General features: G+C 64.4%; 11 protein-coding genes and 1 tRNA gene. 5 read left to right on the forward strand and 7 right to left on the reverse strand.

Annotated features, from left to right (window positions below; all coding sequences use genetic code 11):
* The first annotated feature begins 225 nt into the window (after positions 1 to 225).
* The 3 genes from cofG to SZ63_RS03615 all read left to right on the forward strand — a co-directional run bounded on the left by cofG (position 226) and on the right by SZ63_RS03615 (position 2,497).
* Positions 226 to 1,221: a 7,8-didemethyl-8-hydroxy-5-deazariboflavin synthase subunit CofG gene (gene cofG, locus SZ63_RS03605; RefSeq protein ID WP_048181343.1), complete on the forward strand. Its 996-nt coding sequence runs from the start codon at positions 226 to 228 to the stop codon at positions 1,219 to 1,221.
* Positions 1,222 to 1,264: 43 nt separating this feature from the next.
* Positions 1,265 to 1,990, forward strand: coding sequence for a phosphoribosylaminoimidazolesuccinocarboxamide synthase (gene purC / locus SZ63_RS03610; protein WP_048181349.1), 726 nt, complete (start codon positions 1,265 to 1,267; stop codon positions 1,988 to 1,990).
* A 228-nt stretch (positions 1,991 to 2,218) separates the two neighbouring features.
* Positions 2,219 to 2,497 (forward strand): ferredoxin-thioredoxin reductase catalytic domain-containing protein, encoded by a 279-nt coding sequence (locus SZ63_RS03615; RefSeq protein ID WP_048181354.1) that lies wholly within the window; start codon positions 2,219 to 2,221, stop codon positions 2,495 to 2,497.
* A 196-nt stretch (positions 2,498 to 2,693) separates the two neighbouring features.
* Here the strand turns inward: SZ63_RS03615 and SZ63_RS03620 are convergent, their stop codons facing one another.
* Genes SZ63_RS03620 through ppsA form a run of 7 tightly spaced genes read right to left on the reverse strand, consistent with a single transcriptional unit; the run spans position 2,694 to position 11,032 of the window.
* Positions 2,694 to 4,343 (reverse strand): ABC1 kinase family protein, encoded by a 1,650-nt coding sequence (locus SZ63_RS03620; RefSeq protein ID WP_048181358.1) that lies wholly within the window; start codon positions 4,341 to 4,343, stop codon positions 2,694 to 2,696.
* A 43-nt stretch (positions 4,344 to 4,386) separates the two neighbouring features.
* Complete coding sequence (locus tag SZ63_RS03625; RefSeq protein ID WP_048181361.1) at positions 4,387 to 5,556, reverse strand: MFS transporter; 1,170 nt, start codon at positions 5,554 to 5,556, stop codon at positions 4,387 to 4,389.
* Between the two features lie 5 nt (positions 5,557 to 5,561).
* Entirely contained in the window at positions 5,562 to 6,173 is a 612-nt protein-coding gene (locus tag SZ63_RS03630) for an METTL5 family protein (protein WP_048181364.1), read from the reverse strand.
* Entirely contained in the window at positions 6,170 to 7,123 is a 954-nt protein-coding gene (gene dph2, locus SZ63_RS03635) for a diphthamide biosynthesis enzyme Dph2 (RefSeq protein ID WP_048181366.1), read from the reverse strand. Before dph2 ends, SZ63_RS03630 begins: the two co-directional genes overlap by 4 nt.
* Positions 7,101 to 7,652, reverse strand: a complete 552-nt coding sequence (hpt, locus tag SZ63_RS03640) for a hypoxanthine/guanine phosphoribosyltransferase (protein ID WP_048181368.1) — start codon at positions 7,650 to 7,652, stop codon at positions 7,101 to 7,103. Before hpt ends, dph2 begins: the two co-directional genes overlap by 23 nt.
* Entirely contained in the window at positions 7,645 to 8,742 is a 1,098-nt protein-coding gene (gene mfnA, locus SZ63_RS03645) for a tyrosine decarboxylase MfnA (RefSeq protein ID WP_048181371.1), read from the reverse strand. The genes hpt and mfnA overlap by 8 nt, the downstream gene beginning before the upstream one ends.
* Entirely contained in the window at positions 8,735 to 11,032 is a 2,298-nt protein-coding gene (gene ppsA / locus SZ63_RS03650; RefSeq protein WP_048183515.1) for a phosphoenolpyruvate synthase, read from the reverse strand. Before ppsA ends, mfnA begins: the two co-directional genes overlap by 8 nt.
* Before the next feature lie 94 nt (positions 11,033 to 11,126).
* Between ppsA and serA the strand changes: the two genes are divergently transcribed.
* The gene (serA, locus tag SZ63_RS03655) at positions 11,127 to 12,710 is read left to right on the forward strand and encodes a phosphoglycerate dehydrogenase (protein ID WP_048181375.1); all 1,584 of its coding nucleotides are present in this window, start codon (positions 11,127 to 11,129) and stop codon (positions 12,708 to 12,710) included.
* A 136-nt stretch (positions 12,711 to 12,846) separates the two neighbouring features.
* Positions 12,847 to 12,920 (forward strand) — tRNA-Val (locus SZ63_RS03660).
* Positions 12,921 to 12,972: the final 52 nt, after the last annotated feature.

The raw sequence follows: 12,972 nt of genomic DNA on the forward strand, positions 1-12,972 counted from the left end.
TTCACACCTCGCACACTCGGTGCTCAAACTCCTTCCCCTTCGGGGAAGTCGCCCTTCACACCTCGCACACTCGGTGCTCAAACTCCCTCCCCTTCGGGGAAGTCGCCCTTCACACCTCGCACACTCGGTGCTCAAACTCCTTCCCCTTCGGGGAAGTCGTTCTTCGCGCGAGTCGGCGGCGTTTGGTAACTAAAGGTTCATGTGAGACAATGCCGACATGTACCCATGCACCGCCGCGTGATCACCTTCTCAAGGAACGCGTTTCTCCCCCTGACGACGGTCTGCGTAAACCGCTGCGGCTACTGCTGTTTCCGCACCCCGGTGCGGGAAGGGTGCGTCATGCCGCCCGATGAAGCCACCCGGACGCTTGATGCGAGCGCGGCCCTCGGGTGCACGGAAGCGCTCTTCACCTTCGGAGAACGGCCCGGCGCGGTGCCGGGCTTTAACGAGATGCTCGGGCGGCTCGGCTACGCGGATATCCTCGACTACGTCTACGGCCTCTCTCTTGCGGCCATCGAGCGCGGCCTCCTCCCGCACACCAACGCCGGCATCCTCTCCTACGGGGAACTCGACCGGCTTCGCGAGGTGAACGCAAGCATGGGGCTGATGCTCGAGACGACCGCGGATGTCGCCGCACACCGCGACTCCCCGGGAAAGGACCCGGCGGTCAGGATAGAGATGATCGAGAACGCCGGGAAACTCTCGATCCCATTCACGACCGGCATCCTGCTCGGGATCGGCGAGACAATGGACGACCGCGAGGAGTCGCTCCGGGTCATCGGCGACCTCCACACACGCTTTGGCCACATCCAGGAGGTCATCGTCCAGAACTTCTGCCCGAAACCCGGGACTGCGATGTCGGATGCGGCGGTTCCCGGCACCGACGAGATCTGTACGACGATCAGCCTCGCACGCGAGATCCTTCCGGCAGACGTGGCGGTGCAGATACCCCCGAACCTCGCGGACGCATCCCATCTCATCGGGTGCGGCGTCAACGACCTCGGCGGGGTCTCCCCGCTCACCATCGATTACGTCAACCCGGAGCACCCCTGGCCGCAGCTCGACGAACTCCGGCGGATCGCCGGGGACGCCGAACTCCGCGAACGGCTCTGCATCTACCCGCAGTACATCGAGAAGGGCTGGTACTCTTCCCGGCTCGAACCCCTGATCCGGCGGCTCGCAGAGAAGATTGCTGCACCCGGCCGGGACGCGGGTGCATAACCTCATGACAAATCCCGGACAACACATATCAGGAGATCTGGCCATGAAACAGGTTGACCTCCTCTACACGGGGAAGGCTAAATCCGTCTACCGCACCGACGACCCGGAAGTATACATCATGAAGTTCCGGGACGACATCACGGCGTTCGACGGCGAGAAGAAAGACACCCTGGAAGGAAAAGGGAAGTACAACGCGGAAGTTTCGACCTTCATCTTCAGGTACCTGGAAGAGCACGGGATCCGGACGCATTACCTCGCGAGCATCGAGCCCGGCGTCATCGCCGTGCGGAACCTTACGATGATCCCGCTCGAGGTGATCGTGAGAAACGTTGCGGCCGGCTCAATCGTGCGCAACTACCCGTTCCGGGAAGGAGAACCGCTCGATCCGCCGTTGATCGTCATCGACTACAAGAGCGACGCCCACCACGATCCGATGCTGAACGACGACCTGATCTACGCTCTCGGTCTTGCTACGCCCGAAGAGCTCGACCAGATCAAGGCCATGGCGCTCGCGATAAACCAGCTGCTCTCGGAGTACCTCGACCTGCGCGGCATCACCCTGGTCGATTTCAAGATGGAGTTCGGCCGTTACAACGGCGAGATCGTCCTCGGCGACGAGATCAGCATGGACTCGATGCGGCTCTGGGACAAAGAGACCGGAACATCCCTCGACAAGGATGTCTACCGGTTCGGCAAGGGGGACGTCATGGAGACCTACGCCGGCGTCGCGAAACGGATTCTCTCCCCGCCCTGGGGCGAGCCTGCATGAGGTGCACCGTAGCCGCCACCAGTGCGGAGAGGCGCTGCATCGGCCCCGTGGAGGTGCTCGCACGGCTGAACCGCGAAGGACGGTTCGGGGGAGAACATCGCCGGTGTCCTCTCCGAGGGCAGGGATGTGCTCGCGATGATGCCGCACCCCGAGTCAAAATCTTTAACTCGATGATGGCCTATATCGAAGAGTACAGGCGCCAGCGAGTTGTACAATAGGAGTTTTATTATGAGTGAAGATGGGATCGAAGAGGCGCGGGCCAGGGCAAAAGAGTACGCGAAGGAGAAGGGCTACATTTTAAACGTCGACGAGAAGCAGCTCGAGGCGGTTCTCCGCGGGCTCGCCCGGAACAAGGAGCGGTTCGGGGAGGCATACTGCCCCTGCAGGCTCCGGAGCGGCGACCCCGAAAAGGACCGGATCATCGTCTGCCCCTGCATCTATCACGAGGAAGAGATCGGGGAGCAGGGCACCTGCCACTGCCGGCTGTTCTTCAAGAAGGGCGAATAACTTTTTTTCGGCCCGGCAGCCGTACTGCGCAAATCCGGCCGAGCGAGGCTCGAGCTCCGGCTCTTTGACCCGTCGCGCTCCAAATCGTCACCACTCGTACCAGCACTACTCGTGCGCGACCTTCGGATTGACTGGCACGGATTCCCACAGGAAATCGCACCTTCGGTGCTCAAGCGCCAACCCTATGGCCCATCCTTCATCGCCGGAGGCCGCGGCTGTATCTGAGGACGTTGTAGACTGCATAGAACCCGACGATCACCGCGAAGACGTAACCCAGCGTGGCGAGAACCGAGACGTACCCGGGAACAGGGATATCGGCAATCCTGAGAACCAGCGACGACCCCACGACGATCGCGGCGACCACCACCCCGACGATGATCTTGTCGCTCGTCCGGTCGATGACGCCGACGATCCGGTCGAGGTCGTGGTTCTCGAGCTCGAGCGTGACGGTGCCCTCCGAGAGGGTTTTCAAGGTCTCGTTCACGTTTCCGGGGATGGCAAGCAGGCCTTCCGCCGCGTCCACGATCGACCGCACCGCGCCCGTCACGTTCTCCGGGGAGAGGCGCTGCTGCGCGGCGATCTCCAGCAGATACGGCCGGATCCTCTGGTCGAAGTTGAACGCGGGATCGAGCCGGGTGCCGACGTCCATCACCATGACGATCACCTTCATCATCAGCATCAGGGTGGACGGCACCCGGATATGGTACCGCCGGAGGGTGTCGGTCAGGCCGCGGATCGCGATCGCGAAGTTCACCCGTTCAAGTTTCATCTCCCGGTAATCCAGCATGACGAGGTAGAGGTCGTCTTTTACGGCATCGAGGTCCGCCGGGTTGATACGCACGTCGATCTTCCCGAGCGCTGTGATCACGCCGGCGACGTCCTTGCGGGTCATGGCAAGGAGGAGGTCGACAAAGACCCGCCTTCTCTCCGGGCGGAGAACGCCGACGATGCCGTAGTCGAGGAAGACGATCTCCCCGAGTTCGGTTACCAGAAGGTTTCCCGGGTGGGGATCGCCGTGAAAGAACCCGTCGACGAAGATCTGCCGGACGTAGGCGGCAAACCCGGTGTCGGCGATCTCTTCCGGGAAGAGACCGAGGGCCCGGATCGCCTCCACATCGTCGATCCGCACGCCTTCGACGTAGTCCATGGCAAGCAGACGGGGGCCGGAGATCTGCCAGTAAATCCGGGGGATCTTTACGCATTCCAGATCCTGCAGGTTCCGCCTGAGACGCTCCGCGTTCGCCCCGTCCTGGGTGAAGTCCAGTTCGCGCCGGATCTGGACCGAGAACTCGTCCATCATGCCCTGCAGGTTGTATACCCGCAGGTCCGGGAAGATCGACTCCACCCGGGTCACGAGCGACTGCAGGATCAGAAGATCGGTCTCGATGAGGTCGACGATCCCCGGGCGTTGCACCTTGAGGGCGACGACATGACCGTCCCTCGTCACCGCGCGGTGCACCTGCGAGAGAGAGGCCGCCGCAACCGGCTCCTCCTCGATGATGTCGAAACACTCCTCGAGGTTCGGACAGTACTCCATGATCACCGGCCGGATCTCCGCAAACGGAACCGGGGCAACCCGGTCCTGAAGCTTCTGCAACTCCTCGATCAGTTCGGGCGGCAGGAGCTCTCGCCGGGTGCTCATGATCTGGCCGAACTTGATGTAGGTCGGCCCCAGCTCCTCGACCGCAAGCCGGATCCGCTCGTAGACCGATCGCTTCTCTTCGGGAGCCCTCCGGAATACCCGCAGCCGCTCGGCCCCGGGAATGACCTCCTCGACGAGAACTCCGAAACCGTACTTGACGAGCACATCCGCGATCTGGCGGTAGCGCCGGAGCCGGGTGACCATCGGCGATGAATCCGCACTCCCGATACTTAAGGGATGGGGCGGATCATCCCCGGGAGGGGAGCCGGCCCCGGACAAGAGACTTCCAGGGGTAGGGGACGAAGAGGAAGAGCGGCACGGCAAGGACGATCGCGAGCGGGATCGTTGCGAGCCCGAGCGTCAGCGTGGTCATATCGGCGATCCAGCCGGTGACCGAGACACCCATCCCACCCACGCCGACCGCGAGCCCGAGCATCAGGCCGGAGACGAGCCCGACGTTGCCCGGGGCAATCTCGTGGGCCATGGCGACGGTGACGGCGAAGGTCGACCAGAGGATGAACCCGAAGACTATCAGCGCGGCGAGCGAGAGGATGCCCTCCGTGGTGAGGAATACGACGAACGGCGGGATGGCGGTGACAAGCCCGATGATCGTGTACTCTTTGCGGCCGTAACGGTCGGAGAGCACACCGCCGACGACCTGCCCCACGACCCCGGCGATGAGCGTGCCCGAGACCAGGATATTCGCGGTCACGAGGTCGAACCCCCGCATGGTGAGGATGGTGGGGAGGAAGGCGACCGAGCCGAAGATCGCCCACGCCCTGAAGCCCGAGGCCGCGACCAGGAGAGCGACTGCCCGGTAGGAGGGTTTGGCGGCGGGCGCGCGCGTCTCCGGGACGGCGGCGCGGTCGGGGGCGGGGAGGATGCGCCTGAGTGCCACCGCGATCGCGATGCCGGGGACGGCGAGGACGACGAGGCCCGGAAGGCCCATCAGCCCGACGGCGACCCCGGCGCAGATGGGGCCGATCGCGTAGCCCAGGTTGCCGCCGATGACGAAGTAGGAGGTGATCCGGCCCCGGATCGAGTCACTGGCCAGACGGCTGACGGTGCCGAGCGCGCTCGGGTGGAAGAAGGCGTGCCCGAGCGCCGCAACGGCTACGGACGCGAGCACGAGGAAGTAGTTGTCCAGAAGGCCGACGATGGAGATGAAGATCGCGCTTATGGCCACGCTCGTGCCGACGTGGACGGCAAACCCCCGGGTATCGAAGACCCAGCCGACGAGCGGCTGCACGAACGACGACGTGAGGTTGTAGACCGTGACGATCAGCCCGGCGAGGAAGAACGAGTAACCCTGGTCCGCGATGAGGAGCGGCAGGATTGCAGGGAGAACGGGCGAATAGAGGTCGGTCACCAGGTGGGCGGCGGAGAGCCCCCAGACGGGTTTGGTATCAACAGTCACTATTGTCAGATCCTCTTTAAACGTATGACCTCAACCGTGATATCCACTCGGTCCTTGCGGTGGTGCGCAAACGTCCGCCGCATGGGAAACGCGCACCGTATCACCTCCTCGATCGTTGCCCGGCCTTCCGTATAGGCGGCGACGAACGGTGCCGAGCCCTCGTTGAAGATGCCGTAGACGACCTCCCCGAGTTCGAGCGCCCGATCGATGAACGGCCGGTCGGCGTGCGCCTTCTGCGCCCCGAACGGCGGGTTCACCACGACGGTTTCGCAGGCGAGCCCCTGCCACCCGACGCCGGGGTCGCGGACGTCGGCGACCAGGAACTCGACGGCGATGCCGAACGTCTCCGCGTTCCGCCGGGCGACGGCTATCGCCGCCGGGTCGATGTCGAGTCCGGTCACGCGGGAGGCGCCGAGGAGGGCGGCGCCGCAGGCGAGGATCCCTGTTCCGCACCCGAGGTCGCAGACCCACCGTCCCTCGATCGCGCCCTGCATCGCGGCGTGGTGGAGGAGGCGGGCCGCCACCGGCGCCGGGGTCTGGTACTGTTCGAGCCGGGCCGTCGGCCGCTCGAACCCTTCCAGGCGTTCGAGCCGCATCTCAAGTTGCCGCAGGTTCATGGCGCGAGGTACTCGTCGATGGCATAGTCGTCCCAGTCCCGGGCCCCGCAGAGGATCTCGAACTCCGGCGGGGTCAGCACCGGGACGGGGAACCGGATCTGGTCGTCGTAGGCGAGCCGGGGGCAGGCGGTGTTCACGTAAGCCCCGAATCCAAGGTCGAGCATCTCGGCAGGCGAGACCTCGCGCATTGCGACCAGGAACGCCCGGTCGGAGAGGGCGGCGAGCCTTCGCGCGAGATTCGTCCGCTGCTGCCCGCTCTTGGTGCTGACGATGATCCCGTAGTTCGCGGCGTCCCGCGCCTTCTCCATCACCGCAGCCCGGCGGCGGACCAGGCGGTCGGCATCCACCTCCTGCGCCTCGCGGGTGTAGGGATCGAGCGCGACCACGCGGGAGCGGGTCGCGAGCCGGATGCCGATGGGGTGAAAGACTCCCGTCCCCACGAAGAGAATCTCGTCCGCTCCCGTCGCCCGTGCGGCGGCGAAGTTGCACCCGAGCACCTGCCCCGGGATCGGCGTCCGGCCGTCGCCGGGGGCGACGACTGCTTCGATGCCGTGCTCGCGGAGATAGGCCGCCATCGCACCGAGCAGGTGGACGTGCTGGACGGTGGTGACGAGGCCGACGCGCCGGCCGGTGAGAAGAGGAAGGGCTTTCTCCAGCACGTTAACGTCGAAGTCGAACCGGACGGGCTCGTAGATGACATCGGTGCGCTCCTCGACCGGTGCGTGGCCGAAGTGCACCAGAACGTCCGCATACCGGAGCGCATCGAGCGCGAGGTCGCAGCCCCCGTAGCAGGGGTCGCCGCTGACGATCACCTCGAATCCCTCGCGGCGGAGGGCGGCGGCCGTTCCCGGCGCCTGCCGGGCGAGCCCGGCGGGGAACTGGAGGGCCACCGACCGCACCCCGCGCTCGCGGAGCCTTCCGATGAGATCAGAGACAGGTATCAACGACACGCACCTGCGTCTCGGAGACCTCGATCTTGACCAGGGTCTTGAGCGGGCGGCCGATATCCGCATCGCCCCGGCCGATGACCACGCAGATGTCGGCGATCTCGGCGCCTGTGCTCTCTATCGCGCTGATGAGGGCGCGGAGCGTCCCGCCGGTGCTGCAGACGTCGTCGATGATCACGACCCGTTCGCCTGCGGCGACGCCGTTCAGGTAGAGCTCGCCCTTCGAGTAGCCGGTGGTCTGGTGGACCGCGACCTCGCCGGGGAGGCCGTAGGGGCGTTTTCGGACGACCACGAGGGGGATATCGGTCATCATCGAGAAGGCGACGCCGATGTGGATGCCCATCGCCTCGCAGACGACGATCTTGTCGATCTTCGCAAGATCGAGGTTCCGCACCATGGCGCACCCGATCTCGCGGAGGAGCGCGGGCTCAAGAAGCGGCACCCCGTCGGTGATCGGGTTGATGAAGTAGTTGTACTCTCCCCGCTTCATGACCGGGGAGGTTTCCAGCGAATGAATCAGGCGTTCAAGCATTTGTATCACTCATATCTACAAGGAATTGCTCGATCACGTCGCGGGTGACGTGAGGCATGCAGACGATCCGCATATGCCCGTTCCGGGTCGTCGAGACCCGCCAGCCGGCAGGCGCACGCTCGCAGGAGAACGTAGCCACGTTGACGTCCGGGGTCACGGCTCTCTGGTAGCCGAGCGTTTCCATCCCCTCGATCAGCCTCCGGCTGTTCTCCATGCACCCGGCGACCACCGCCCGCATGCCGTCCATCCCCAGGTACTCGAGGACGGCGACCGCCGCGGCCACCGACGCCCCGGGCCGGGTGCCGGCAAGGGTGCACTCCCGCTTCACCGTCAGGTAGGGGGTGTCGACGTTGAGGCACGAGAACCATTCCGGGCTCCGCGTGAGGAGGCAACCTGCCGGAATGGTGCTCATCCCCATCTTGTGGGGGTCGACGGAGACGGAGGAGACGCCGGGGAGCCGGAAGTCGAACGGGATCGGCCGGTCGAGGAACGGGACCACCATCCCGCCGAACGCGGCGTCGACGTGAAGGAAGACGTTCCGGTCGAGGGCGATCTCCGAGAGCCGGCTGATCGGGTCGACCATGCCATACTCAGTCGTCCCGACCACCCCGACGAGAGCGACCGTGTTTTCGTCCACGAGAGCGTCGACCGCCCCGGTGTCCATCCGGAACTCGGCGTCGAGCGGCACCGTCCGCATTTCGAGTCCGAGGATGTCGCAGGCCTTCGTAAACGAAAAATGGCTCGACGCCGGGATCACCACGTTCGGGGACTCTGCCTGCTTGAGCCTTTTTGCGATCCGGAGCGCCTGAATGTTCGATTCCGTTCCGCCGCTCGTCGCGTACCCCCCGGCGTCAGGAAGGTGCATCAGGGTGCCGAGCCTCCGGACGAGGAGATCCTCGAGCGCCGCCGTCCCGGGGAAGAGCCCGGGGTCGCCGAGGTTGGTTTCGAGGAACATCGCGTGCGCCCGCGCCGCGACCGGGTGGGGCGGCGTGCACATCGAACTCAGGATATTCCGGTAGCCGAGATCCTCCCGCCGTTTCGACGAGAGGAAGGAGAAAAGGTCTTCCTCAGGGCAACCAACGTCACGCATTTCGTCTCGCCGCATCAAGAAGGATCTGCTGCTCTTTCCGCGCTACGGTCTCGCGGATGCGGGGGACCGCATCGATATTCGCCGAAACGCTGGAGATGCCGTGCTCGACGAGCCACGTGACCATGTCGGGGTCGGAGCCGGCCTGACCGCAGATGGAGCACTCGACACCGTTCTCCCGGCAGACGCCGATCGCGTAGTCGATCAGCCGGAGCACGGCAGGGTGTCTGGGCTGGTACATCTCGGCGACGTGCTCGTTGTTCCGGTCGATGGCGAGCGTGTACTGGATGAGGTCGTTCGTCCCGAAGGAGGCGAACCTGATCCCGGCCCGGATGAAGTCCTCGATCAGGATTGCGCTGCTCGGGATCTCGATCATGACCCCGAGGGTCGCGTTCTCCACATCGACTCCCCATTCTTTCATCATCGACCGGGCTTCGACGAACTCGCCGGGGTGATTGACCATCGGAAACATCACGCCGAGGTTGTTGTAGCCCGCGGCCCAGAGCCTCTTGAAGGCCTCCACCTGCAGGCGGAACTGGTCGGGGCTCCGGAGGTCCCGGCGGATGCCGCGCCAGCCGAGCATCGGGTTGTGCTCGATCGGCTCGTTCTCGCCGCCTTCCATGTTGCGGAATTCGTCGGTCGGGGCGTCGAGCGTCCTGACCCAGACGGGCTTACCCGGAAAGGCATCGAGAACCGTCTTGATCCCGCCGTAGAGTTCGGCGATGAACGTCTCTTCCTCGCCGTGCTCGATGTACCAGCCCGGAGTCTTCGCGAGGCCGAGGATGAGGTGCTCGATCCGCAGAAGGCCGACGCCGTCCGCTCCGGTTGCGGCGGCCCGCTGTGCGGCTTCGGGCAGGGAGACGTTCACCTTGACGAGCGTGCCGGTGATGACCGGGGCGGCCGCTGCCGCCGCCGGTGCAATTGCCGGTGCGGCTGCCGGTGCCGGCGCCTGAACCGCGCCGTCGTAGATGAGGCCTTTCTCGCCGTCGACGGTGACGATCTGGCCGTCCTTGAGCAACTTCGTCGCCTTCTTGGTTCCTACGACCGCGGGCGTCCCGAGCTCGCGGCTCACGATGGCCGCGTGGCAGGTCATGCCGCCTTCATCGGTGACGATGGCGCTGACCCGGCGCATTGCCGGCACCATGTCGGGGTTGGTCATCTTGGTGACCAGGATATCGCCGTCTTTGACGCCGCTCGTGTCCTTGACGTCGCGCACGATGACGACCCGGCCGCTCGCGACGCCGGGCGAAGCACCCTGGCCTTCGACCAGCACCACGCCGAGCGCGCCTTTCCCCTTCTCCGCCGGTCCGGCGCCGCCGTGCGGGATCTCCGGGCGCTTGATCGTCGTTATCGGCCGGGACTGGAGGATGAAGAAGTCATTGCCGACGATCGCCCACTCGACGTCCTGCGGGACGCCGTAATGATCCTCGGCGATCTTGCCGAGCGTGGCGAGGCGCGCCACCTCCGCTTCGGAGAGGACCGGGGCGGTGCGCTGTTTCGCGGAGAGGTTGACGGTCTTCGTCCCGTGCTTGCCCTCGGGAACGATCATGATCTCCTTCTCGGCGATCAGGCGGTCGACGACCCGCTCGGAGCGCAGGTCGAAGACGTAGTTGTCGGGGGAGACGCTCCCCGAGACGACGGCTTCCCCGAGTCCCCAGGAGCCCTCGACGATCGTCAGGGGCTCGCCGGTGACGGGGTGGGAGGTGAACATGACGCCGGACTTCTCCGAGCCGATGAGTTCCTGCACGACGACGGCGATGTTCACGCTCCGGTCGTCGAACCCCTGTTTTGCCCGGTAGTAGATGGCGCGCGCGCCGTACAGCGAGGCCCAGCACCGCTGGACCGCGTCAAGAAGGTCGGTTTCTCCGAGAATATTGAGAAACGTCTCCTGCTGACCGGCAAAACTGGCATCGGGCAGGTCTTCGGCGGTGGCGCTCGACCGGACGGCGACGACCGTTCCGTCCGCCCCCATCCTGGCATATGCGTCGACGATCTCCTGCCGGATCTGGTCGGGCATCTCGGCGGCGAGGACGATGTCCTGCACTTCACGGGAGACCGATTCGAGCGCTCCGTTGTCGTCGACGTCCAGACGCTCCAGCCTGCGGAAGAGTTCTTCTTCGATCCCGGTCTCGATAAGAAACCTTCGGAACGCCTGGGCGGTCACCACAAACGCCTTCGGCACGGGCAGGCCGATGGCCGTCATCTCGCCCAATGAGGCCCCCTTTCCACCTACGGAAATGATATCTTCCTTTTTTATTTCTTCGAGCCACAGAACGTTGGGCATTTCCTTCATGCTCGCACCACACATATACTTCTCACCATCACATAAAAGATTTCGGAGGAAAAAGCATCAATACATATGATGTTGAATTAGTATGGGTTGAACCGTGAAATATAGAGTGCTGGTCAGCGACCCGCTGGCAGAGGAAGGGATCGACATCCTGAAGGAATTCTGCGATGTGGATGTCAACACCGGGCTGACCGAGGATCAGCTTGTTGCTATTATCGGAGACTACGATGCCCTGCTGGTGCGCTCGGGGACCGAGGTGACGGCGCGGGTCATCGACGCGGGAGCAAAACTCAAGTTCATCGGCCGTGCCGGCGCCGGGGTCGACAATATCGATACGGAAGCGGCGACGAGGAGAGGCATCATCGTTGCGAATGCTCCCGAGGGAAACACTCTCGCGGCCACGGAGCACACGATGGCGATGATGCTCTCGCTCGCGCGCAATATCCCCCAGGCGACTGCGTCCCTCAAGAAGGGCGAGTGGAAACGTTCGAAGTTCATGGGCGTCGAGCTCAACGACAAGATCCTCGGCATCATGGGATTCGGGCGTATCGGGCGCGAGGTGGCGAAGCGTGCACAGGCAATGCAGATGAAGTGCATCGCCTACGACCCGTTCATCACCCAGGAGCGGGCCGCAAGCCTCGGCGTGGAGATGGTGCCGCTCGACGAACTCTTCCGGAGGGCGGACGTGATCACCGTCCACACCCCGCTGATCAAGGAGACGCGCCACGTCATCAATACCGAGACGATCGCGACGATGAGGGACGGCGTCCGGCTGATCAACTGCGCCCGCGGCGGGATCATCGACGAGAAGGCGCTCGCGGATGCGGTTGCGAGCGGCAAAGTCGCCGGTGCGGCGCTGGACGTCTTCGAGAACGAGCCGCCGACGGACTCCCCGCTTCTCGGGCTCGATAAGGTGATCGTCACCCCGCACCTCGGGGCGAGCACGGTCGAGGCGCAGAAGAACGTCGCGGTCTCGGTGGCGAACCAGTGCATCAGCGTTCTATCGGGCGGCCCGGCGAAGTACGTGGTGAACGCGCCGATGATCCCGGCGGAGCAGCAGGCGCTGGTCGAGCCCTACGCGATGCTCGCGCAGAAGATGGGCAGCCTCCTCATCCAGCTCGTCGAAGGGCGGCTCGAATCGCTCGAGATCACCTACGGCGGCGAGGCTGCGGGGCTTCCGAACACGAAGTTCGTCACCCGCGTCATCCTGAAAGGCATGCTCGACCCGATCCTGCAGGTGCCGGCCAATATCGTGAACGCCGAGTTCGTGGCAAAGGAGCGCGGCATCCGGATGAGCGAGACGACGACCGAGGAAGCGCAGGGGTTCAAGAACATCATCACCATCACCGCGAAGACCGACAGGATGACGGAGACGGTGAGCGGGAGCGTCTCGGGCCCGAACCGCGCGCGGATCGTGAGCATCGGCGGCTACATGACCGACCTGACCCCGACCGGCCACGTGGTCATCTCCCGCCACACCGACAAGCCGGGCGTCATCGGCAAGGCCGCGACGATCCTCGGCCGGGCGAACGTGAACATCGCGGGGATGCAGGTCGGGCGCCACAAGCCCGGCGAAGAGGCGCTGATGGTCCTCACCGTCGATTCTGCGGTGCCGGCCGATGCGATGAACGAGATCAAGAAGATCGACGGCATCCACACGGCAAAGCACGCCGAGATCTGATCGGTCGGATCATCACCTCAATTTTTTTCACCGCATGCCGGCCTCCGATGCGGCGGAGCCGGGACGGGGCGGTTTTTGGCGCGTGACAATAATTTTATACCCGGAGCACCAACCTTATTGATCGTCGGGCAGACACGGGCTCGTGGTCTAGCTGGTTATGACGTCGCCTTGACATGGCGGAGGTCCTGAGTTCGAATCTCAGCGAGCCCATCACTGTTTTTGCGAAAATTTACTTCTAAATGGTTCTTTCCGGAGACAATAT

The sequence above is a fragment of the Methanoculleus sediminis genome (genome assembly GCF_001017125.1).
Taxonomy (GTDB): Archaea; Halobacteriota; Methanomicrobia; order Methanomicrobiales; family Methanoculleaceae; genus Methanoculleus; species Methanoculleus sediminis.

Bases quoted from the DNA above. Each gene is read 5' to 3' on its own strand.
- cofG (WP_048181343.1), top strand. From the start codon at position 226: ATGCACCGCCGCGTGATCACCTTCTCAAGGAACGCGTTTCTCCCCCTG.
- purC (WP_048181349.1), top strand. From the start codon at position 1,265: ATGAAACAGGTTGACCTCCTCTACACGGGGAAGGCTAAATCCGTCTAC.
- SZ63_RS03615 (WP_048181354.1), top strand. From the start codon at position 2,219: ATGAGTGAAGATGGGATCGAAGAGGCGCGGGCCAGGGCAAAAGAGTAC.
- SZ63_RS03620 (WP_048181358.1), bottom strand. From the start codon at position 4,343: ATGGTCACCCGGCTCCGGCGCTACCGCCAGATCGCGGATGTGCTCGTC.
- SZ63_RS03630 (WP_048181364.1), bottom strand. From the start codon at position 6,173: ATGAACCTGCGGCAACTTGAGATGCGGCTCGAACGCCTGGAAGGGTTC.
- hpt (WP_048181368.1), bottom strand. From the start codon at position 7,652: ATGCTTGAACGCCTGATTCATTCGCTGGAAACCTCCCCGGTCATGAAG.
- mfnA (WP_048181371.1), bottom strand. From the start codon at position 8,742: ATGCGTGACGTTGGTTGCCCTGAGGAAGACCTTTTCTCCTTCCTCTCG.
- ppsA (WP_048183515.1), bottom strand. From the start codon at position 11,032: ATGAAGGAAATGCCCAACGTTCTGTGGCTCGAAGAAATAAAAAAGGAA.